This window comes from Nonomuraea sp. MG754425, from assembly GCF_021699195.1.
Classification (GTDB): domain Bacteria; phylum Actinomycetota; class Actinomycetes; order Streptosporangiales; family Streptosporangiaceae; genus Nonomuraea.
Genome location: NZ_SSXE01000067.1, coordinates 40,122 through 60,852, shown reverse-complemented (window position 1 = coordinate 60,852; position 20,731 = coordinate 40,122). Strand labels below are relative to the sequence as shown.

Below are 20,731 nucleotides of genomic sequence, written 5' to 3'. Positions count from 1 at the left end.
CGCGCCTGCCCGGCATCGGCACAATGATCATCGGCACAATGGTCGCGGACGGCGCACGCCCGCGGGCGGCACTGGGGGAGGATGGCTCATGAGGATTCTCGGGATGATCTCCGGCACCTCGCACGACGGCATCGACGTGGCCGTGGTGGACTTCGAGCCCGCCGGGAGCGTGCTGGAGGGCCGGGTCCGGCACACGGCGAGCACGCCGTACCCGGGGGAGCTGCGGGCGCGGCTGATCGCGGCGCTGCCGCCCGCGCCGACCACGCTGGCGGAGGTGTGCGAGCTGGACACGCTCATCGGGCAGAGCTTCGCCGAGGCCGCCGCCGCGGCGATCGCGGCCGCGGGGCCGGTCGATCTGGTCGTCTCGCACGGGCAGACCGTCTACCACTGGGTGGCGGGCACGCACGCGCTCGGCACCCTGCAGATCGGCCAGCCGGCCTGGATCGCCGAGCGCACGGGCGCGCCCGTGCTGTCCGACGTGCGGATCAGGGACATCACGGCGGGCGGCCACGGGGCCCCGCTGGTGTCGGTGCTGGACGGCCTGCTGCTCGGCGGGCACGAGGGCGGGGCGGCGGCGCTCAACCTCGGCGGCATCGCGAACATGACCGTGGTGCGCGGCGGCTCCCTGCACGCCTACGACATCGGCCCGGCCAACGCGCTGATCGACGCCGTGGTGACCAGTCGGGCCCTGAACGAACGCGGCTACGACGAGGACGGCCGGATCGCCGCGTCCGGCACGGTGTCCGCGCGGCTGCTCGACGCGCTGCTGGACGAGCCGTACTACCGGCTGCCCGCGCCGAAGAGCACCGGCAAGGAGCTGTTCCACCTGGCGTACGTGCAGGCGGCCCTGGCCCGCGCGGGTGTGACGCCCGGCGACGCCGACCTGGTGGCGACGCTGACCGAGCTGACCGTGCGCACGGTCGCCCACGACGTGCGGGCCGCCGGGGTGGGCGCGCTGGTCGTGTCGGGCGGCGGGTGCCGCAACCCCGTCGTCATGGACGGGCTGCGGGCGGCGCTGCCCGGCGTGACCGTGTCGCCCTCGGACGACTACGGCGCGCCGGCCGACGACAAGGAGGCGATCGCGTTCGCGCTGATCGGCTGGCTGAGCGCGCACGGCCTGCCCGGCACCGCGCCCGGCGGGACGGGCGCGAGCGGCCCCCGCATCCTGGGCACGCTGACCCCGGGCGCGGGCCCGCTCGTGCTGCCCGTCCCCGTCACCGACCCGCCCCGGTCGCTGGTGCTGTCGTGAGCGGCGGGCTTGCGGGCGAGGCTCCCCCGGGGCTGGTCACGGCGGCCCGCACGCCGTGGTTCGACCTCGACGAGTGCGCCGGCCACCGCGCCGTGCACTGGGCCGACGGCGAGCGCGCGGGCGTGGCCCCCATGACCATGGACACCTACCACGACCTCGCCTCGGTGACCAAGGTCGTGGCCACCACGACGATGCTGATCCGCCTGGTGTCCGACCGGCTCGTGGACCTGGACGCGCCGCTGAGCGCGTACCTGCCGAAGTCGTACGAGGCGATCACCGTACGAGACCTGCTGCTGCACCGCGGCGGCCTGTGGGAGTGGTGGCCGCTGTACGTCCAGCCGCGCCTGCCGCCGCCCCGCTACCGCCCCGGCCGCGCCCGCCACTACTCCGACCTCGGTTTCGTGCTGCTGGGCCGGATCGTCAGCGAGGTGACCGGGCTGCGCCTGGACCGGGCGCTGGCCGAACTGGTCACCCGGCCGCTGGGCCTGACCTCCACGACGTACGCCCGCCCGGCCGGCTCGCAGGTGGCCATGAGCGCCCTGGACGACCGGGTCGAGATGACCATGCTGGACACCGGCCGCCCGTACCCGGTGCCGTACCGCAGCGCCGATTTCGCCGGCTGGCGCACCGGGCCGGTGATCGGGGAGGTCGCCGACGGCAACGCCTATCACGCCCTCGACGGCGTCTCGGGGCACGCGGGCCTGTTCTCGACGGTGCCCGACCTGCTGAAGTACGCCCTGGCCCTGTCCAGGTACGAGGAGTACGACCATCTGTGGCGGCCCGAGGTGGTGCGCGAGTTCCTCGAACCCGGCCCCGACCAGCAGCAGGCGCTGGGCTTTCGCCGCTACCCGCTGGAGCTGCCGGGCGAGACCGTGACCGTGCTCGGCCACCCCGGCTACGTGGGCTGCGCGGTCGGCTTCGTGCCGGGCCGGGACGTCGCGCTGGCGCTGGCGAGCAACCGCCTGCTGGTCGAGGGCACGCCGGTGCCGACCGAGGAGCTCTGGACCGCCCTGCTGCAGGACATCGCACACCGATCGGAAACCGCATGAGCCCGCTCCTGGAGATCCGCGACCTGTCGGTCGCCTTCCGCACCCGAGGACGGGACGTCACCGTCGTCAAGGACGTCTCGCTGGAGATCCTGCCGGGTCAGACGGTCGCCGTGGTGGGCGAGTCGGGCTCCGGCAAGTCGACCACGGCCGCCGCGGTCAACCGGCTGCTGCCCGGCAACGGCCGCATCACCGGCGGGCGGGTGCTGTTCGACGGCCGCGACCTGGCCACGGCGAGCCGGCGCGAGATGACCGCGATCCGCGGCGCGGACATCGGCCTGGTGCCCCAGGACCCGATGTCGAACCTCAACCCGCTCATGCGCGTCGGCGACCAGATCGCCGAGGCGCTGGAGGTGCACGGGACGGCCACCGGCAGGGCGGCGCGGGCGCGCGTGATCGAGCTGCTGGAGATGGTCGGCATCCCCGACCCGGAGTGGCGCACGGGGCAGTACCCGCACGAGTTCTCCGGCGGCATGCGGCAGCGGGCGCTGATCGCCATGGGGCTGGCCTGCCGGCCCAGGCTGCTCATCGCCGACGAGCCGACCTCCGCCCTCGACGTCACCGTGCAGCGGCGCATCCTCGACCAGCTCGGCCGGCTCACCGCCGAGATGGGCACGGCCGTGCTGCTCATCACGCACGACCTGGCGCTGGCGGCCGAGCGGGCGGACGCGGTGGCGGTCATGTACCAGGGCGAGATCGTCGAGACCGGGCCCGCCGCCGGGATCCTGGCCGATCCGGCGCACGAGTACACCAGGCGGCTGCTGGGGGCCGTGCCGAGCCTGTCGTCGGCGCGCGTCGGCGAGCCGCCCCGCCGCCCGGAGGGCGAGGAGGCGGACCTGGTCGTGGTGGACGGGCTGCGCAAGGTGTTCCCGATCAGGGGCTCCGGGCAGGAGTTCACGGCGGTGGACGGGGTGTCGTTCACCATCCCGCGCGGCCGTACCGTCTCGATCGTGGGCGAGTCGGGCTCGGGCAAGTCCACGACCGCGAACCTGGTGCTCGGCCTGGACGCGCCGACCTCGGGCGGCATCCGCTTCGACGGCGCCGACCTGGCCGCGCTGGGCCGCAAGGAGCTGTTCGCCTTCCGCCGCCGGGTCCAGCCGGTCTTCCAGAACCCGTACGCCTCGCTCGACCCGCGCTATCCGGTCGGGAAGTCGATCGCCGAGCCGCTGCGCGTGCACGGCGTCGGCAGCGCGGCCGAGCGCGCGCGGGCGGCGGCGGAGCTGCTGGAGAAGGTGTCGCTGCCGGCCTCGACGGCCGGGCGGCTGCCGCACGAGCTGTCCGGCGGCCAGCGCCAGCGGGTGGCGATCGCCCGCGCCCTGGCCCTGTCGCCCGAGCTGGTCGTGCTGGACGAGGCCGTCTCGGCGCTGGACGTGCTGGTGCAGGCGCAGATCCTGGAGCTGCTGGCGGAGTTGCAGCGGGAGCTGGGCCTCAGCTACCTGTTCATCAGCCACGACCTGGCCGTGGTGCGGATGATCTCGCACGCGGTGCACGTCATGCGCGACGGCCGGATCGTGGAGAGCGGCACGGCGGAGGAGATCTTCGACAGCCCGTCCGACGACTACACCCGCGAGCTGCTCGCCGCGATCCCCGGCGGACCACAGTAGAGAGGTGAAGATCCTCCTGGTTCAGCCCCCGCACTGGTCCCCCGACGGCCACGCGAACTTCGACGCCGCCGAGGAACTGCTCGCCGCCCGCACCGGGGACGTGGCGCTGCTGCCCGAGCTGGTCGGCTCCAGCCTGCCCCGCGCCGACTACCTGGCCAGGGTGCGCGCCCTGGCCGAGGGCGCGGGCCTGACGGTGGTCGGGGGCTCGCACTACGACGACGCCACCGGTGACCGGGTGAACAGGGGCGCGGTGTTCGACGCGCGGGGCACGCTGCTGCTGGAGTACGACAAGGCGCACCCGTATGGGGTGGAGCTGCGCTCGGGCGTGCGTCCCGGCCGGCCGGGCGCCGGTTTCGAGCTGGACGGACGCCGCCTGCACGTGCTGCTCTGCGCCGACCTGTGGTACTCGGCGAGCCTGACCGGGCGTGAGGGGCTGGACGCGGTGCTGGTGCCGGCCTTCTCCGTCACCCGGTGGGACGGCCCCGCCCCGGCCCGCGAGCTGTGGCAGCACATGTCCGTGGCGCGCGCCTACGAGTTCATGACGTACGTGGCAGTCAGCGACTGGCATCACGAGACCACCTATCACGGCCATCCGTGCGCGGGGGTGACCGGCCTGGCCAACCCGTGCCCGCAGACGCACGCGGGCTTCTTCACCGGGCCGCCCGGCGCGCCCGTCTCGGTCCATGAGCTGGACTTCGACCGGCTCGACGCCTTCCGGCACGACCGCGCCGAGCGCGGGTTCCGGTAGGGCTGTCCCTACCCCGGGTTGGGCCGTGCGCAGGGTCGAGCGGGCCGGTGCCCGGCCCGTAGCGTTCTCGTCATGACAACCCTCCGGCACCGCCTCGCCACCGACACCCGCTACACCCTGCTCGGCCTGCCGATGGCCGTCGTGTACTTCGCCGTCGTCGTGACCGGGGTCGCGGCGGGGCTGGGCACGGCGGTCGTGTTCGTCGGGCTGCCCGTGCTGGCCGCCACCGCCGCCGTGGCCAGGAACCTGGCCGACTTCGAGCGCGCCGCGCTCCCCGAGGTGCTCGGGCGTCCCGTGGCCCGCCCGCCCTACCCGGCCGCCCCGTCGCGGGCGGGCCGGCTGCGCCGCATGCTGAACCCGCTGGCCGGCGGCCAGGCCGTGGTGGACCTGCTGTACGGCGTCATCGCCTTCCCGATCTCGCTGGCGGCCTCCGTCGTGGCCGCCGTGTGGTGGACCGGCACGCTGGCCGGCCTGACCTTCCCCCTCTACGGCTGGATCATCGCCGCCCTCCCCGGGATGGACCACACGCTGCCCGAACTGCTCGGCCTGGGTAACGACGACCTGACGTTCGTGGGCTTCAACACCGTGCTCGGCGTGCTGTTCGCGCTGACGCTGGTGCCGGTGCTGCGTGGCGCGGCCCTGGTGAAGGCGAGCCTGGCCCAGGCCATGCTCACCCGCGCCCCGGCCCGCGACCTGCTGACCCTCGCTCCGGAGCCGGTCAGCGAGCCGCGCTGGGCGTGAGCTCGTCGGCCACCTGCCGGGTGACGCGCCGGCCGATGAGCGCCGTGAGCTTGCGGGGGCGGCGCGGCATCAGATGCGCCATCGCGAAGTTGCCGCGACCGGGGACCACGTATCCCCGGTCGCGGTCGTATGCCCGCAGCGCGGCGGTGACGACGGACCCGGGGGTGGCGATCCTGGCGCCGATGGCGGCCTTCCTGGTGCCGATCCGGTCGAAGAAGGCGGTCTCGACCGGGCCGGGGGTGACGGCGAGCACCTTCACGCCGCTGCCGCGCAGTTCGCTCCAGAGTGCCAGGCTGAAGTTGAGCACGAACGTCTTGGACGCGGCGTAGGTCGCGAAGTACGGAGCCACGTTGAACCCCGCGGTGGAGCCCACGTTGATCACGCCGCCGCTGCCGCGCTCGAGCATCCCCGGCACGTACACGTGCGTCAGCCCCACCAGGGCGACGACGTTGACCATGAGCTCGTCGTGCTCGCGCTCGGCGGCGATCCGGGCGAAGTCGCCGGCGGTGCCGAACCCGGCGTTGTTGACGAGCACGTCCACGGTCAGGCCGCGGGCGGCGGTCTGCTCGGCGACCCGGACGGCGGCGTCGGGCGCGGACAGGTCCTGGACGAGCACCTCCACGCGGACGCTGTGCTCGCGGCGCAGGTCGGCGGCGAGCCGGTCGAGGGCCGGCCCGGACCTGGCGACCAGCGCCAGGTCGTGCCCGCGGGCGGCGAGCTGACGGGCGAACTCGGCGCCGATGCCGGAGGACGCGCCGGTCACAAGAGCGGTTCCCTTGGTAGTCATGCGATTGAAAGTAGCAGATTTATTCGTATCTGCAACACATAGTCTCAGTTAAACGCTGTAACGTTCCCTTCCATGGGAAAACTGCGGGCCGACGCCGAGCGCAGCATGCGGGCGATCATGGTGGCGGCGGAAGACGTGCTGAGTGCCAGCCCCGTGGCCACGATGGAGCAGATCGCGGAGGCGGCGGGTGTGGCCAGGGCCACCATCCACCGCAGGTTCGCCAGCCGGGAGGCGCTCATCGAGGCGATGGAGGTGACCGCGTGGCGGGAGATCTGGGAGGCGGTGCAGGCCGCCCGGCCGGACACCGCGCCCCCGCTGGTCGCGCTGCACCAGGCCACCGCCAACATTCTGCAGGTCAAGCCCGCCTGGCGGTTCACGCTGGCCCGGCAGATCCCGCTCAGCGCGGAGGCCCAGGCCGTACAGGCGCGGGTGATGGGGCAATGTGAGGAGGTCTTCGGCAAACTGCTCGAACCCGGCGCCGACATCGTGTGGGCCAGGCAGGTCTACCTCGCGCTGCTGGGGGAGGCCGCGCACGGCACTCCCCCAGCGATCGAATCAGGTCAGAATCCTGACGCCCTTGCCACGAAGGTGCTCGACACCCTCATGCACGGCGTTCAGCGCAGGGCGTAGGCGCGGATCACCTCCTGCGTCAGCGTGTTGCCGTCCACGTCGGCGGCCTTGAGCCGCAGCGAGACGAACCCCGGCCGGAACTGGTCGAGCGTCGTCTCGTAGGCCCGGTCCCCCTTGGCCCGCAGGCGGGCCGGCCGCCAGGTGCCGCCGTCGTCGTACGACACCTCCAGCGACACCTGCCCGATCGAGCTCTGCCGTGCCCCTTCCTGATGGCGCACGCTCAGCCCGAGCTTGCGGGAGACGGCCCGGTTCTTCAGGTCCACCGGCGCGTCGAAGGAGGCCACCAGCAGCGGCAGCACGGTGGGCTGGGCCACGTGCTCCGAGGTGAACGTCCACACGCCTCTGGTGCGGGTGGACAGCTTGGCCCAGTCCGACTCGTTGGCGAGGTCGTACTCGATCCGGTAGGCGTTCCGGTCCGCCGGGAGGATCCCCGACCCGGCGGGCAGGTAGTTCGTCTGCCAGATCAGCGTCTCGCCCTGGAAGAGCCGGAAGTCGGTCTTCATGCCGCGCTCGAACATGCTCGTGTACGCCTCGCCGACGTTGCCGCCGGAGTCCACGAAGCCCTGCATCGACAGCATCAGCTTGTCGCCGTCCCTGCGGACCGGGTTGCGCGGGTTGACGCCGGGCAGCAGCGGCTGCTTGAACACCGTGCGGCCGACCCGCTCCCCCGGCGCGTACGCGCGCATCTCCGGCGACGACACCCCCACGCGGACCGTGTCCGGACGCGGCCACATGTTGTTGTAGTTGCGCTCCGGCGTCTGCGCGGAGGTGCTCCACCGCAGATCGGGATCGGGGGTGACGTAGTCCACGCGGGTACGCGGGGTCTTGGCCATCGGATGGTTCGTCGAGATCGACAGCGTGTCCCAGGGCTCGAAGACGTAGCGGGCCTCGTTGGCCGTCATGTCGTCGGCGAGCTGGCTGTGGTAGCCGGTCTCGACCCTGGCCTGCGTCTTCGCGCGGACCACGTACTTGAGGGAGTCGCCGACCCTGCCCTGCTCGCGCAGGTACAGGTCGTAGACGTACGGGCTGGCCACGATGCCCTTGGCCACGACCGGCACGGGCAGCCGGCGCAGCCGCTCGACCAGCTTCAGCCCCTCCTCGTGGCTCAGCCGCACCGTCGGGACGGCCAGCTTGACCATGTTGCCGCCGGTCGTGACGTCGGAGCCGGGCCGGTCGCTGTAGACGGCCACCATGGCCGCCCCGGCCGCCGCGGCGGCGTTGGCCTGCGTGGAGACCGGGACGCCGTCGGTGCGGCGGATCACGGCGAGCCGGCCGCGCAGGTCGCGGGCCTTGATCTCCGCGGCGCTGCCCCGCCCGGCGTCGGCGGCCGGCAGCAGGCGGACGCCGTCCAGGCGCGGGTACTCGGTGGAGAAGTCGCTGAACTGGACCGGATCGACGTACTCGGGCGTCAGCTTCAGGCCGGGCGTGGACAGCTCGATCGCCGGGGCCTCGAGCCGCCAGCGGGTGGAGACCACGAACGTGCCCTTGGTGACCTTCTTCGTCGGCTGCACGAACAGCCGCTCCTCCACCTGGCCGCCGGGCGAGATGTTGGTGCCGCCGCGCAGCGCCGTGCCCTGCTCGCCGGCGCGGTACCACATGAGGGCGGCGGCGGCCCCGGTGTTGCGCTTGGTCTCGTGGTCGGGGGTCTCGACCCGCACCTCGACGGCCTTGCGGGCGTCCAGGACGACCTCGGTGTCCTTGGTGATGCGCATCTCGGGGTCGCCGACGAGGCTCTCGTGCAGCGGCTTGCCGGTGGCGGTGCTGTCCTGGGTGGCCGGCATGGTGAAGATGTGCCCGAGCACCGAGTACGTGCCGGGCTTGACGCGCAGGCAGGTGCCGGAGCCGTACTTCGCCTCGGTGCAGGGCTCGTCCGGGGCACCGGGCAGCAGGCGGCCGACCAGGGTGCCCTCGTCCAGGTTGAGCACGGTGAAGCCGCCGCGGGCGGTGCGGCCGTCCCTGGCCACGCCGCGCACGCGCAGCTCGACGCGCTTCTCCTCCACCGTGGCCGCGAGCAGCGTGCGGGTGCCCGCCGCCGTCAGCTCCCGGCGCAGCGTGCCGGGCTCGCCGGCCTTGAGCGTCACCTTGGCCTCCGCGGAGCCGCCCGCGGGCAGGGTGAGCGTGGCCGGCTCGACCGTGAACGCGTCGCCGCCGGTCAGCCGCAGTTCGGCGGGGGCCTGGCCGAGGTTGCGGTAGCCGACGGTGAGCGTCTTCTCCTCGCCGATGCTCAGCCGGCCGAAGTTGAGCGAGCCCGCCGAGGCCACGACCGAGCCCTTGACGGCGGCGGCCACGTCGATCCGGCCCGCGCCCTGCGCGTCCACGGGGATGTCCGCACCCGGCTCGGCGGTGGCCATGAGCAGCGACTTCAGCTCGTTCGCGGTGAGGTCGGGACGGGCCTGGCGCAGCAGCGCCGCCGCGCCCGCGACGTGCGGAGTGGCCATGGAGGTGCCGGACATCGCGATCCGGCCGCCGCCCGACCTGGCGGCGGTGATGTCCACGCCCGGCGCGGTGACGTCGGGCTTGACCGCCCCGTCGGCCGCCACCGGGCCGCGGTTGGAGAAGTCCGCGAGACGGTCCTGCTTGTCCACCGCGCCGACGGTCAGCGCCTCGGGGGCGTCGCCAGGGGTGCCCACGCACGAGTCGCAGCCGTCGTTGCCGGCGGCCACGACGAACAGCGTCCCGTACTGGCGGGTCAGCGTGCTCACCGCGTCGGTGAGCGGGCCGCCCGCCTCACGGCCGCCCAGGCTCAGGTTGACGACCTCGGCGTGCTTCTCGCCGGCCGCCCACTCCATGCCGTCGATGATCCAGGAGAGCTGGCCGGAGCCGTCGGCGCCCAGCACCCGCCCGCCCAGCAGCCGCACGCCGGGCGCCACGCCCGAGGCCGTGCTCGCCACGTGGGTGCCGTGGCCGTGCGGGTCCCCATTGACGTCCTCGCCGGTGAAGTCGCGCTGTTCGGCGACCTTGCCGGCCAGGTCGGCGTGGCCGGCGTCCACGCCGGTGTCGAGCACGGCGACGGTGGTGCCGGAGCCGTCGTAACCGGCGGCCCACGCCTCGGGCGCGCCGATCTGCGGGACGCTGTCCTCCAGGACCGGCCGCACCTTGCGGTCCAGCCAGACCTTCGACACGCCCGCGAGCGGCGTGGCCGCGCGCGCCTGCGGCGACGGGGCCGCGAGCTTGGCCAGCTCCGCCCCGAACGCCGCCGCGTCCGCCGCCGCCACCCGCACGCCCGCGCCGCCGATGCTCTCCAGCGTGCGCAGCCGCTCGGCCGCCGGCACCGCGGCCCTGGCCGCGTTCTGCGCGTAGGTGAGGATGAGCGGGATGGCCGCGCCGTAGTCCTGCTCGGCCAGGGCCGTGACGTTGAACAGCTCGGTGTCGAGCCGCTCGGGGACCAGGGTCGCGACGTCGTCGGGGATGACCGTCACGCCGCTCCCGGTCTCCAGCACCTGAAACGTCGGCACGGAGCCGTCGGCCCGGGGCGCGGGGGTGACCGTGACCGTCGAGTGCTCGCCGTCCACCTTCCGCACCTGCACCCGGTCACCGGTGATCAGGGTGATCTCGGTGCCGGCCGCCGCCGCGGTGAACGCCGCGCTGTTCGCCGCCGGATCGGACTCGGCGTACGCGCCGGGGACCGAGAGCAGCGAGGCCGCCATGGCCGCCGCGACGGTCAGCACCCTTCCCCGCCTTAAGCCACGCATGGACGACCTCCAGAAAATCGGTAAGCACGAATACCGAATTCCTAGCCATCCTGAACTGCGCTGTCCATGAGATCGCCCTGGCCAGATCCTGACTTGTCGTAAAGCCGCCAAAGTCTCAGGGACGGGTGCGGCCCCCGCACGCGCGCCGCGCGGCGCTCAGCCCTTGACCGAGCCGCCGAAGTTGAACGACCCCGCCAGGTACTTGTTGACCGCCACGTACAGCACCACCGCCGGCGCCGTGTACAGGATCGAGAACGCGGCGAGCTGCCCGTACGCGGCCTGCCCGTACTGGGTGAAGAACGTGAAGACGGTGACCGCCGCCGGCTGCTTGTCCGGCGTGTCCAGCAGCACGAACGGGGCGAAGAAGTTCCCCCACTGCCCCACGAACACGAAGATCGCCACCACCGCGATGCCCGGCGCCATCAGCGGCCCCACCACGGCCCGCAGCGACTGCACCCAGCCGGCCCCGTCCACCCAGGCGGCCTCCTCCAGGCTCACCGGCACCCCGTCCATGAAGTTCTTCATCATCCAGATGGAGAACGGCAGCGAACTGGCCGTCAGGAACAGCACCATCGCCGGCACGGAGCCGTACAGGTTGAACCGGAAGAACATCGAGTAGACCGGGACGAGCACCGCCGTCATCGGCAGGCCCGTGGTGAACAGCAGGGTCAGCATGAAGTGCCGGCCGTAGCGGAGCTGGAAACGCGACAGCGGGTAGGCCGCCAGCCCCGCCACCAGCACCGTGACGATCGCCGTCGAGCCCGAGATGACGATCGAGTTGATCAGCGGCAGGAACACCGTCTCCCAGGTGAGCACGGCGGCGAAGTTGTCCAGGGAGAACGCGGCCGTCGGGGCGGCCGACAGCGTGGACTCCGGCTGCACCGAGGCGATCAGCACCCAGACGAACGGCCCCAGGAAGGCCAGCGTGATGAGCAGCAGCGACAGCAGGGCCGCGGTCCTCGCGGCGATCCGGGTCATGCGTCCTCCACCCTGATCAGGCGCAGGTAGACGAGGGAGAACAGGGCGCCGATGACCAGCATCACGAGCGCGACGGCCGAGCCGTAGCCGATCTCGAAGTAGCGGAAGGCCTGCTCGTACATGTAGAGCGGGGTCGTCTGGCTGGCCGTGCCGGGGCCGCCGCCGGTCAGGGCGTAGATGAGGCCGAAACTGGCCAGCGTCTGCAGCGTGATCAGCATCAGGTTGGCCATGATCGAGCGGCGGATCAACGGCAGCGTGATGTGCAGCAGCCGCCGCAGCGGGCTCGCGCCGTCCACCGCCGCCGCCTCCACCAGGTCGGGCGGCACCTCCGACAGCGCGGCCGAGTACACCAGCATCGAGAACGCCGTGCCCCGCCAGACGTTGGCCAGGATGACGGCGAGCATCGGAGCGGTGTAGAGCCACTCCTGCGACAGGCCCAGCGCCGTGTTGAGCGTGCCGTCCTCGGCCAGGAACGAGAACCAGCAGGCCGCCGCCACGATCTCGGGCATCACCCAGGCGCCGATGACCACGCCGTTGACCACGCCCCGCGTCACCCGGCCGCGCCCGCGCTGGAGCAGCGCGATGATCAGGCCGAGCGTGTTCTGGCCGATCACCGCCGAGCCCACCACGAAGACGAACGTGAGCACGAAGGAGTTGAGGAAGTTCGGGTCGCCGAACATCCTGACGAAGTTGTCGAAGCCGACGAACCGGGAGTTCACCGAGGCCGAGCCGGTCAGCGTCTCGTTGGTGAAGGCGATGTAGACGCTCCACAGGATGGGGCCCGCCATGAAGAGCACCAGCAGCACCAGCGCGGGGGCCATGGGGAGCAGCCAGCGCAGCAGCCGCCGCGGCCGTGGCGGGCCGCCTGCCGGCGAGCCCGTCACGGCCGCGGACGGCGCGGTGGCGATCGTCATCGCGTCAGGACCTTGTCGGCGCCCCCCACGGCCGTGGGCAGCGCCTTGACGTAGGCGGCGGTGGCCTCCTCGGGCGTGCGCGCCCCGGTCGTGACGGCCTCCATCGCCTCCTGGACCTGCGCCGACACCTTCGGGTACACCTCGTACGCGGGCCGGTACCGCGTCACCGAGGCCAGGTCGGTCCAGAACTTGACGCTCGGGTTGTCGGCGGTGTACTTCGGGTCCTCGGCGACGTCCTTGCGGGTGGCCAGGTCACCGGTGCTCACGGAGTACGTCATCGAGTTCTCCTTGTTCGTGGCCACCGCGATGAAGTCGAACGCCTCCTGCTTGAGCTTGGTGTAGGAGCTCATCGCCATCACCCAGCCGCCCGACATGCTGATCGCGCCGGGTTCCTCGCCGTTCTGCGTCGGCATGGCGGTCCAGCCCACCTTGTCGGTCCACTCGGGCCACGGCTTGGTGCTGGTCGGCTTCCAGGCCGCGGACGTCCACGCGCCGTCGAGCGAGATGCCGATCCGGCCGGCCGGGAACCACTCGAGGTTGACCTTGTCGGCCAGCTTGGCGTTGTGCGCGTCGGCCTGCTTGGGGCCGAGTTCCTCCCGGTAGACGGTGTTGATGAAGGTCAGGGCGTCGGTGAAGTTCTTGCCGCCGGCCACCCACTTCTGCTGCGCGTCGTCGTAGAGGGTGCCGCCGGGGGTGCCGTACAGGAGCATCTCGAAGCCCTGCATGGTCGCGGCCTCGCCGTGGATCTTCGTGGAGTACATGCTGAACGGGACCGCGTCCGGGACCTTCTGCTTGATCGCGCGGGCCGCGGCCAGCACGTCGGCCCAGGTCTTCGGCTCCCACGGGACGGGCAGGCCGGCCTTGGCGAAAACGTCCTTCTGGTACCAGAGGCCGCGGGTGTCCGTGCTGATCGGCACGCCGTAGATCTTGCCGTCGGCGCCCTTGGCGGCCTGCTTGACCGAGTCGGGGAACTGGGTGCTCCAGTCGGGCCACTTGGCGAGGTAGTCGTCGAGCGGGGCCAGCTTGCCCGCCGCGACGTCCGCGTTGACCTGGAACGTGTCGTGGTAGTAGAGGTCGGGCGCCGAGTCGGGGGACCGGTTCAGCAGCGCCAGTTTCGTGTAGTAGGCCTCGTTGTTGCCCTGCACCGCGGTCAGCTTGATCGTGACGCCGGGGTGGGCGGCCTCGTACTGCTTCTTGGCGTCGCCGAGCATCTTCTCCAGATGCGGCCACGTCGGCTCGACCTTGTAGAGGACCTCGAGCTCTTTGGCTCCGGACGCGGGTTCCTGCGCGCCGCCGCCACCACAACCTGCGGCTGTCAGCGCTGTCAACACGACGAGGGAACCAGCCAGGCTACGTTTCATCACGGTTTCCCTTGTTTCCTTGGGTTGCCGAGAACGTAAATCTTTTTGATTTACTAAGTCAACACTCTGTGGTGACATTGCTCACATGCAGCAGGGCACGAACCTGCCCAAGGTCGGCAGCTACAACCGGGCCGTGGTGCTGGAGGCCATCCAGGCGTCCGACGGGATCAGCCGGGTGCAGATCGCCTCCGTGACCGGGCTCACCGCCCAGACCGTGTCGGTGATCGTGCGCCGGCTGCTCGACGAGGGCCTGGTCGTCGAGGACGGCTCCGCCCCGTCGAGCGGCGGCAAGCCGCGGACGATCCTGCGCGTCGACGCCCGCGCCGGCTACGCGGTCGGCGTGCACTTCGACCCGCAGGAGCTGTCGTGCGTGCTGGCCGACCTCGCGGGGCGGCCCCTCACCCGGCTGCACCTGCCGCTGCGGCCCGGCATGAGCCCCGACGCGGTGATCCGCCGGATGGCCAGGGCGGCCCGCCGGATCCTGCGCGAGGCCGGGGTGCCCGACGGCAAGGTGCTCGGCGTGGGGCTGGCCTGCCCGGGGCCGCTGAACGCCGACGGCGTGATCGTCTCGCCGCCGCGGCTGGCGGGCTGGCAGCGGGTGCCGGTCAAGGGCCTGCTGCAGGAGTACACCCGCTTCCCCGTGACCGTGGACAACGACGCCACGGCGGCGGCCATCGGCGAGCGCTGGGCGGGCATCGCGCGCTCGGCCCGCGACTTCGCCTACCTCTACCTCGGCACCGGGATCGGGGGCGGCCTCTTCCTGGACAACCAGGTCTACCGGGGCAGCTCGCTGAACGCCGCCGAGTTCGGGCACATCGCGGTCGAGCCCGACGGGCCCGAGTGTTACTGCGGCAACCGCGGGTGCGTGGAGGCCGTGTGCTGCCCGAGCGCCATCGAGGCGGCGCTCGGCAACCGCGCGGACCACGCCGCCATCTGCGCGGCGGCCGCCGCCGGGGAGCCCGAGGCGCGCCGGGTGATCGAGCGGGTGGCGCGGCGGCTGGCCGACGCCGCCGTGAGCGTGGTGAACATGCTGGACATCGACCTGCTCGTGCTCGGCGGCCCCGCGCTGCGCGAGGTCGGGGGGATCTACCGGGAGGTGATCGCGCGGGCGGTGGCCGACCGGCCGCTGGCCCGGCGGCTGCACGCGGTCAGGGTGGAGACCTCGCCGATCGCGGCCGACGCCGCGGCCATCGGCGCGGCCTCGCTGGTCTTCCACGCCACGTACGCGCCCCGCCTGGGCACGCTGGTCAGCGGCTGAGGCCCGGCGTGCCCGCGACGGACCGCCCCGCGACTCGTGGAAGCGCACGATCACGTCGCCGCTCCCGTCGTCGGCCAGCTTCACCGCCGTCACCACGACGGCGTCGTCGTCCACCGTGACCAGCGGCTCGACCGTCTCCTCGCCGCCGGGCACGCGGCGCTCGGGCAGGTTGACGAAGTAGCCCTCGCGCACCGCGTCGCCGATCGCCGCCCCCGGCACCAGCGCGTGCCGGAAGCGGTGCACGCCCTGGTCGGTCTCCGGGTCGGGGAAGCGCGGGGCGCGCAGCAGCGAGGCGCGCAGGGTCGTCGTCGTGCCGTGCCCGTCCACGTCGCGGGTGACGTCGTGGCCGTAGGTCGAGTCGTTGACCAGGGCCACGCCCCAGCCCGGCTCCTCCACGTGCACGAACCGGTGGTTGCACGCCTCGAACTTGGCCGCCTCCCAGCTCGTGTTGGTGTGGGTGGGGCGGAAGGCGTGCCCGAACTGGCTCTCGGAGGCGTACCGGTCGGCGCGCACGTCCAGCGGGAAGGCGAGCTTGAGGAACTTCTCCGTCTCGTGCCAGTCCACCTCGGTGTCGATCTCCAGCCGGCCGTCCGTGACCGTGAGCCGCTGGGTCACCCGCGAGCCGCCGAACGAGCGGGTGACCACGACCGCGCCGCCCGCGGCCCGGACGTCGTCGGCCTCGGTGAGGTCGGTGACCGTGTGGCGGTAGAACGCGTCCACGTCCCAGGCGTCCCACTTGTTGGGGAAGTCGGGGTGGAGCTGGAGCAGGTTGGCCGCCCGGCCCGGCGCGACCGCCTCCCGTCCCGTGACCAGGTCGCGGGCCGACACGACCAGGCCGCGGGCGTCGATCTCCACCCGGAGCCGCGCGTCCTGCAGCACGTGGCCGCCGCCGTCCCGCGGGCGCGGGGCCGCCGCGTCCGCCCGCCGGGCGCGGGCCGCGCCGCCCGCGGGCACGCCGCCGCGCGCGTGCGGGGCGCCGTTGAAGGTCAGCTCCCCCGGCCCCTCCCCCGCCAGCGCCCGCTGGGCGCCGTCGATGATCTCGGTCAGCTCGGCCGCCACCAGCTCGTACGTCCTGCGCGCCTCCCGGTGCACCCACGCGATCGACGACCCCGGCAGGATGTCGTGGAACTGGTGCAGCAGCACCGTCTTCCAGATCCGGTCGAGCCGCTCGTACGGGTAGGGCGCGCCGCGGCGCACCGCCGCCGTGGCGGCCCACAGCTCGGCCTCCCGCAGCAGGCTCTCGCTGCGCCGGTTGCCCTGCTTGGTCTTGGCCTGGCTGGTCAGGGTGGCCCGGTGCAGCTCAAGGTAGAGCTCGCCGACCCACACGGGCGGGCTCGGATACTCGGCCTCGGCCTTGGCGAAGAACTCGGCGGGCGTCTCCCAGGTGACGGCGGGCGAGCCCTCCAGATCCCGTGCGCGGGCCGCCTTGGCGACCATCTCCCGCGTCGTGCCGCCGCCGCCGTCGCCCCAGCCCGTCGGCGCGAGGGAGTGCCGGGCCACGCCCTTGTCCCTGAAGTTGCGCGCCGCGTGCGCCAGCTCGCCGCCGCTCATCGAGCAGTTGTAGGTGTCCACCGGCGGGAAGTGCGTGAAGATCCGCGTCCCGTCGATGCCCTCCCACAGGAACGTGTGGTGCGGGAACGTGTTCGTCTGGCTCCACGAGATCTTCTGCGTGAGCAGCCGCTTCGACCCGGCCGCCTTGATGATCTGCGGCAGCCCGGCCGCGAACCCGAACGTGTCCGGCAGCCACACCTCCTCGTTGTCCACGCCGAACTCGTCGATGAAGAACCGCTTGCCGTGCACGAACTGCCGGGCCATCGCCTCGGAGCCGGGCATGTTCGTGTCGGACTCCACCCACATGCCGCCCGCCGGGACGAACCTGCCCGCCGCCACCGCCTTGGTCACCTTCGCCCACACCTCGGGGCGGTGCTCCTTGATCCACGCCCACTGCTGGGCCTGCGACATCGCGAAGACGAAGTCCGGCTCGTCCTCCAGCAGCGCGGTCATGTTCGAGGCCGTCCGGGCCACCTTGCGCACGGTCTCGCGCAGCGGCCAGAGCCAGGCCGAGTCGATGTGCGCGTGCCCGACGGCGCTGATCCGGTGCGCCGACGGCGTCGCCGGCGTGGCCAGCACCCCGGCCAGCTCCGCCCGCGCCGCCTGCGCCGTGCCGTTCACGTCCTGGAGGTCGACCGCGTCGAGGGCGCGTTCCAGCGCGCGCAGCAGCTCCCAGCGGCGGGCGCCGTCCACCGGCAGCTCCGCCATCAGCTCGCCGAGCACCTCCAGGTCCATCACCAGGTCCCACACCGTCCTGTCGAAGACGGCCAGGTCCATGCGGGTCAGCCGGTACAACGGGTCGGCTCCGGCCGTCTCCTTGTCCCCCATCGGCGTCGGCAGGAACGCGCCGTGCATCAGGATGATCGGGTTGGAGGCGGCCTCGACGTGCAGCCGCACCTCCTCGCCGCCCTCGGCGGGGGAGCCGAGACGTACCCACTGGTTGCGCGGGTTGAGACCCTTCACCGGCGTGCCGTCGGGCCGGTAGACCAGCCCCTCGCACTGGAAGCCCGGCTTGTCCGCGTCGAAGCCGAGGTCGAGGATCGCCTCGACGATCCGGCCCGCCCACTCCTCGGGGACGGTGCCGGTGACGGTGAACCAGCTCGTGCCCCACGGCCTGCCCCACGCCTGTCCCACCGAGATCGGCTCGGGCGTGGCCGCCAGGCCCTCCGCCACCGGCACCGGCTCGTCCGGCGCGTGCCAGACCGCCACCTCCAGCGGGACGGACTCGGGGTAGATCGCCGGGCGGATCCGCTCGTCCAGAACGCGCTTCAGCCGGGCCTCGACCAGCTCGCGGTCGTCATGCATCAGCAAGGGCTCCTCATCGGTCAGGGGATCACCAACAGCACGTTAGGCACCGTGTCGGCGCGGAGGCAACGGCCATCGATCCGTGCCTTACCAGAGATAGTTGAAAGGCGTACTGTTGACGCATGGCTGCGACCCAGGAAACGGTGCACTGGCGCGGCGTGCACCATCTCGCCCTCGTGACCGCGGACATGGACGCCACCGTGCGCTTCTGGCACGGTGTGCTCGACGCCCGCCTCGTCGCCACCCTCGCCGTGCCCGCGTTCAAGCACTACTTCTTCGAGGTGGGCCCCGGTCACACGGTCGCCTTCTTCGAATACGCCGACCAGCCCCTCGACAGCTTCGCCAAGCCGGCCGGCGTGCCGTACGCGAAGGCGGCCCAGTTCGACCACCTCTCGCTGCACCTGCCGGACGAGGACGCGCTCAACCGGCTGCGCGACCGGCTCAAGGCGCACGACTGCGAGGTCACCGACGTCATCGACCACGGCTTCCTGCGCTCGATCTACTTCAGCGACCCCAACGGCATCGCGCTGGAGGCGTCCTGGTGGACGATCGACCCGACCGGCCGCCCGGCGGAGCACGCCGACGAACGCCTGTTCGCCGACCCCGACCCGGTGCCCGCCGTCCGCGAGTTGCGCGAGGAGGGCCGGCTGCGCCACACCGTCTCCACCCGCCTGGTGGACGGCATCGTCGAGGACCTCCGCCGCGAGGGCATCACCCTGAACCCCTGACCCGCCCTGGGCGGGCCCGACCGCTCAGCCCTGCTGGTGGTGCGTGAGCAGCCGGGTGAGCAGGCGGGTCAGCGTCTGCCTGTCCTCGGCCGACAGCGGCCCGAGCAGGTCGTCCTGCACCTTGTCGAGTGCTCGCTCCATGCGGCGGAACCGGCGGCCGAGTTCGGCCTGGCTGGCCACCCCGAACTCGTCCAGCGCGGCCAGCCGCCAACATTGGACGCACCAACGAATGGGACAGCCATGTCCGCCGACACCCTGATCGCCGACCTGTTCACCCGCTTCGCGCTCCTGCTCGACGAGCAGCGGCGGCAGGACGCGCACACCGTCTTCGCCGACGACGTGAAGGAGAGAATCCCCTGGGGCGGGTGCCGATGCCGGGCGGGCAGGCGGGCAGGCCCCAGGGGATCCCCGTTCAGGCGCAGGTGTAGCCGGAAGGCGTCTGCGTGTCCCCGCTCGGGCGGGTGACCTGGAAGCCGAAGCTGGTGCTGGCCCCCGCGGCCAGGTTGCCGTTGTAGCCGGCGTTCCTGGCCGTGACGGTCTGGCCGCTGGTGGTCAGGGTGGCGTTCCACGACCCGGCCAGCGTGTGCCCGGCGGGCAGGGTGAAGGTGACGGTCCAGCCGGTGATCGCGGAGGAGCCGCTGTTGGTGACGGTGACGGGCTGGACGACGTAGCCGTTGTTCCACTGGTTCTGCACGGTCCCCACGGCGGCGCACCCGCCGCCCACCGGCCCGCTCTGCGTGGTGAACGTGGCCAGTGCCGAGTTGGCCGACAGGTTCCCCGCCCCGTCACGGGCGCGGACGTACACCTGGTACTGGGTGTTCGGGGTCAGCCCGGTCAGGTTGATCGAGTTGGTGCTGCTCTGCCCGAGTTGCGGGTCCGTCGCGCCCTGCTCGCGGTAGACGTTGTACCCGGCCAGGCCGCTGCCGCCGCTGTCGGTCGAGGCGGTCCACGTGAGCGTCGCGGAGTTGGAGGTCACGCTGCTCGACGTCGGCGTGCCCGGCGTGGTGGGCGGTGTGGTGTCGGAGCTGCTGCCGCCCGCCAGCGCGTCGTGCACGGCGGTGTAGGACGGCTTCTGCTGGTAGTTCTCGTCGTAGATGAGCGCGGCGCCCTGGCCGGAGAAGGTGTCGGGCACCCAGGAGTACTTGTCGGTGAAGCCCCAGATCGTCACCCCGGCGCACGCGGTGACGGCGTTGCAGGCGTTGATCACGTTGCGGTAGTAGGTGGCCTGGGTGGTGTCCTTGGCGGTGTCCCTGGGCATCTGCATGCGGATGTCCAGCTCGGTGACCCGGACCTGGACGCCGAGGTCGGCGAAGCGTTGCATGTTCTGCTGGATGTCGCCGGGGAAGCCGTACTGGATGGCGAGGTGGCCCTGGAAGCCCACGCAGTCCACCGGCACGCCCTGCTGGCGCAGCGACGAGACCAGGTTGTACATCGCGGTGCTCTTGGCGTTGATGCCCTCGACGTTGTAGTCGTTGATGCACAGCCGGGCGTTGGAGTCGGCGGCGCGGGCGGCGCGGAAGGCGTCGGCGATGTAGCTCTGGCCCAGCGTGTTGTACCAGAACGAGGTGCGCATGTTGCCGTTGTCGTCGAACACCTCGTTCACGACGTCCCACGACACGACGGTCGCGTTGCTCGCGTAACGGCCGACGACCTGGCTGATGTGGTTCTGCATCGCGGTACGCATCGCGGTGGCGCCCAGGCCCTGCACCCAGCCCGGCGTCTGGCTGTGCCACACGAGCGTGTGACCGTGGACCTGCTGGTTGTTCTGGGTGGCGAAGTTGACGATGGCGTCGGCGCCGGAGAAGTTGAACTGGCCCTGGCTGGGCTCGGTGGCGTCCCACTTCATCGCGTTCTCGGCGGTCACCTGGCTGAACTCGGTGGTCGCGATGTTGCGATAGGAGGTCTCATTGGACAGCGGGCCGGTGGCGAGCGCCGCGCCGATGAACTTGCCCCTGGCGGCGGCGTGCTCACGCAGCGGCGCGGACGCCTGCGCCGAGGTGGCGGGCAGGAGGAAGGCGACGAACATCCCCACTAACGTGAGGAGTCGCAGCAACGAGGACGAACGCACGGACATCTACCTCCGGAGGCAGGCACTCGATCCCGAAAGTTTCGGTCTGATGAGGACCGTCTCGCCGACGG

At 72.2% G+C, this 20,731-nt stretch carries 15 protein-coding genes and 1 pseudogene; 8 read left to right on the top strand and 8 right to left on the bottom strand.

Features of this window, described 5'->3' with window-relative positions; translation table 11 throughout:
* Nucleotides 1-88 precede the first annotated feature (88 nt).
* The 5 genes from FAF44_RS23315 to FAF44_RS23295 all read left to right on the top strand — a co-directional run bounded on the left by FAF44_RS23315 (nucleotide 89) and on the right by FAF44_RS23295 (nucleotide 5,388).
* Complete coding sequence (locus tag FAF44_RS23315; protein ID WP_237105355.1) at nucleotides 89-1,249, top strand: anhydro-N-acetylmuramic acid kinase; 1,161 nt, start codon at nucleotides 89-91, stop codon at nucleotides 1,247-1,249.
* Nucleotides 1,246-2,298 carry a serine hydrolase gene (locus FAF44_RS23310; RefSeq protein WP_237105354.1) on the top strand — a complete coding sequence of 351 codons (1,053 nt, stop codon included), beginning with the start codon at nucleotides 1,246-1,248 and terminating at the stop codon, nucleotides 2,296-2,298. Before FAF44_RS23315 ends, FAF44_RS23310 begins: the two co-directional genes overlap by 4 nt.
* A complete protein-coding gene (locus tag FAF44_RS23305; RefSeq protein ID WP_237105353.1) occupies nucleotides 2,295-3,899 on the top strand; it encodes an ABC transporter ATP-binding protein in 1,605 nt (534 codons plus the stop codon). Before FAF44_RS23310 ends, FAF44_RS23305 begins: the two co-directional genes overlap by 4 nt.
* Before the next feature lie 4 nt (nucleotides 3,900-3,903).
* Nucleotides 3,904-4,647, top strand: coding sequence for a carbon-nitrogen hydrolase family protein (locus tag FAF44_RS23300; RefSeq protein ID WP_237105352.1), 744 nt, complete (start codon nucleotides 3,904-3,906; stop codon nucleotides 4,645-4,647).
* A gap of 72 nt (nucleotides 4,648-4,719) precedes the next feature.
* Nucleotides 4,720-5,388, top strand: a complete 669-nt coding sequence (locus FAF44_RS23295) for a sensor domain-containing protein (RefSeq protein WP_237105351.1) — start codon at nucleotides 4,720-4,722, stop codon at nucleotides 5,386-5,388.
* Here FAF44_RS23295 and FAF44_RS23290 read toward each other — a convergent pair.
* Nucleotides 5,366-6,175 (bottom strand): SDR family oxidoreductase, encoded by an 810-nt coding sequence (locus FAF44_RS23290; RefSeq protein WP_237105350.1) that lies wholly within the window; start codon nucleotides 6,173-6,175, stop codon nucleotides 5,366-5,368. The two genes, FAF44_RS23295 and FAF44_RS23290, sit on opposite strands and share 23 nt — an antisense overlap.
* Nucleotides 6,176-6,247: 72 nt before the next feature.
* Here FAF44_RS23290 and FAF44_RS23285 point away from each other — a divergent pair, with 72 nt between their 5' ends.
* Entirely contained in the window at nucleotides 6,248-6,805 is a 558-nt protein-coding gene (locus tag FAF44_RS23285) for a TetR/AcrR family transcriptional regulator (protein WP_237105349.1), read from the top strand.
* Here the strand turns inward: FAF44_RS23285 and FAF44_RS23280 are convergent.
* From FAF44_RS23280 to FAF44_RS23265, 4 genes are all read right to left on the bottom strand, one after another.
* Nucleotides 6,790-10,473: a S8 family serine peptidase gene (locus FAF44_RS23280; RefSeq protein ID WP_237105348.1), complete on the bottom strand. Its 3,684-nt coding sequence runs from the start codon at nucleotides 10,471-10,473 to the stop codon at nucleotides 6,790-6,792. The two genes, FAF44_RS23285 and FAF44_RS23280, sit on opposite strands and share 16 nt — an antisense overlap.
* 180 nt (nucleotides 10,474-10,653) lie before the next feature.
* Nucleotides 10,654-11,475 carry a carbohydrate ABC transporter permease gene (locus FAF44_RS23275; protein ID WP_237105347.1) on the bottom strand — a complete coding sequence of 274 codons (822 nt, stop codon included), beginning with the start codon at nucleotides 11,473-11,475 and terminating at the stop codon, nucleotides 10,654-10,656.
* On the bottom strand, nucleotides 11,472-12,389 hold the full coding sequence (locus FAF44_RS23270) for a carbohydrate ABC transporter permease (protein WP_237105346.1): 918 nt from the start codon (nucleotides 12,387-12,389) through the stop codon (nucleotides 11,472-11,474). Before FAF44_RS23270 ends, FAF44_RS23275 begins: the two co-directional genes overlap by 4 nt.
* Nucleotides 12,386-13,717, bottom strand: coding sequence for an extracellular solute-binding protein (locus FAF44_RS23265; protein ID WP_237105345.1), 1,332 nt, complete (start codon nucleotides 13,715-13,717; stop codon nucleotides 12,386-12,388). The genes FAF44_RS23270 and FAF44_RS23265 overlap by 4 nt, the downstream gene beginning before the upstream one ends.
* A gap of 118 nt (nucleotides 13,718-13,835) precedes the next feature.
* Here FAF44_RS23265 and FAF44_RS56405 point away from each other — a divergent pair, with 118 nt between their 5' ends.
* The gene (locus tag FAF44_RS56405) at nucleotides 13,836-15,008 is read left to right on the top strand and encodes an ROK family transcriptional regulator (RefSeq protein ID WP_368857766.1); all 1,173 of its coding nucleotides are present in this window, start codon (nucleotides 13,836-13,838) and stop codon (nucleotides 15,006-15,008) included.
* Between the two features lie 12 nt (nucleotides 15,009-15,020).
* On the opposite strand, the pseudogene FAF44_RS23260 reads toward FAF44_RS56405, so the two are convergent.
* Nucleotides 15,021-17,864 (bottom strand): annotated as a pseudogene (locus FAF44_RS23260) (alpha-mannosidase); the annotation flags it as partial.
* A gap of 122 nt (nucleotides 17,865-17,986) precedes the next feature.
* On the opposite strand from FAF44_RS23260, the gene FAF44_RS23255 reads away from it, so the two are divergent.
* On the top strand, nucleotides 17,987-18,592 hold the full coding sequence (locus FAF44_RS23255) for a VOC family protein (protein WP_237105344.1): 606 nt from the start codon (nucleotides 17,987-17,989) through the stop codon (nucleotides 18,590-18,592).
* A gap of 24 nt (nucleotides 18,593-18,616) precedes the next feature.
* Here FAF44_RS23255 and FAF44_RS23250 read toward each other — a convergent pair whose 3' ends face one another.
* Both FAF44_RS23250 and FAF44_RS23245 read right to left on the bottom strand, forming a co-directional pair.
* The gene (locus tag FAF44_RS23250; RefSeq protein ID WP_237105343.1) at nucleotides 18,617-18,913 is read right to left on the bottom strand and encodes a hypothetical protein; all 297 of its coding nucleotides are present in this window, start codon (nucleotides 18,911-18,913) and stop codon (nucleotides 18,617-18,619) included.
* A 91-nt stretch (nucleotides 18,914-19,004) separates the two neighbouring features.
* Complete coding sequence (locus FAF44_RS23245; protein WP_237105342.1) at nucleotides 19,005-20,618, bottom strand: endo-1,4-beta-xylanase; 1,614 nt, start codon at nucleotides 20,616-20,618, stop codon at nucleotides 19,005-19,007.
* Nucleotides 20,619-20,731: the final 113 nt, after the last annotated feature.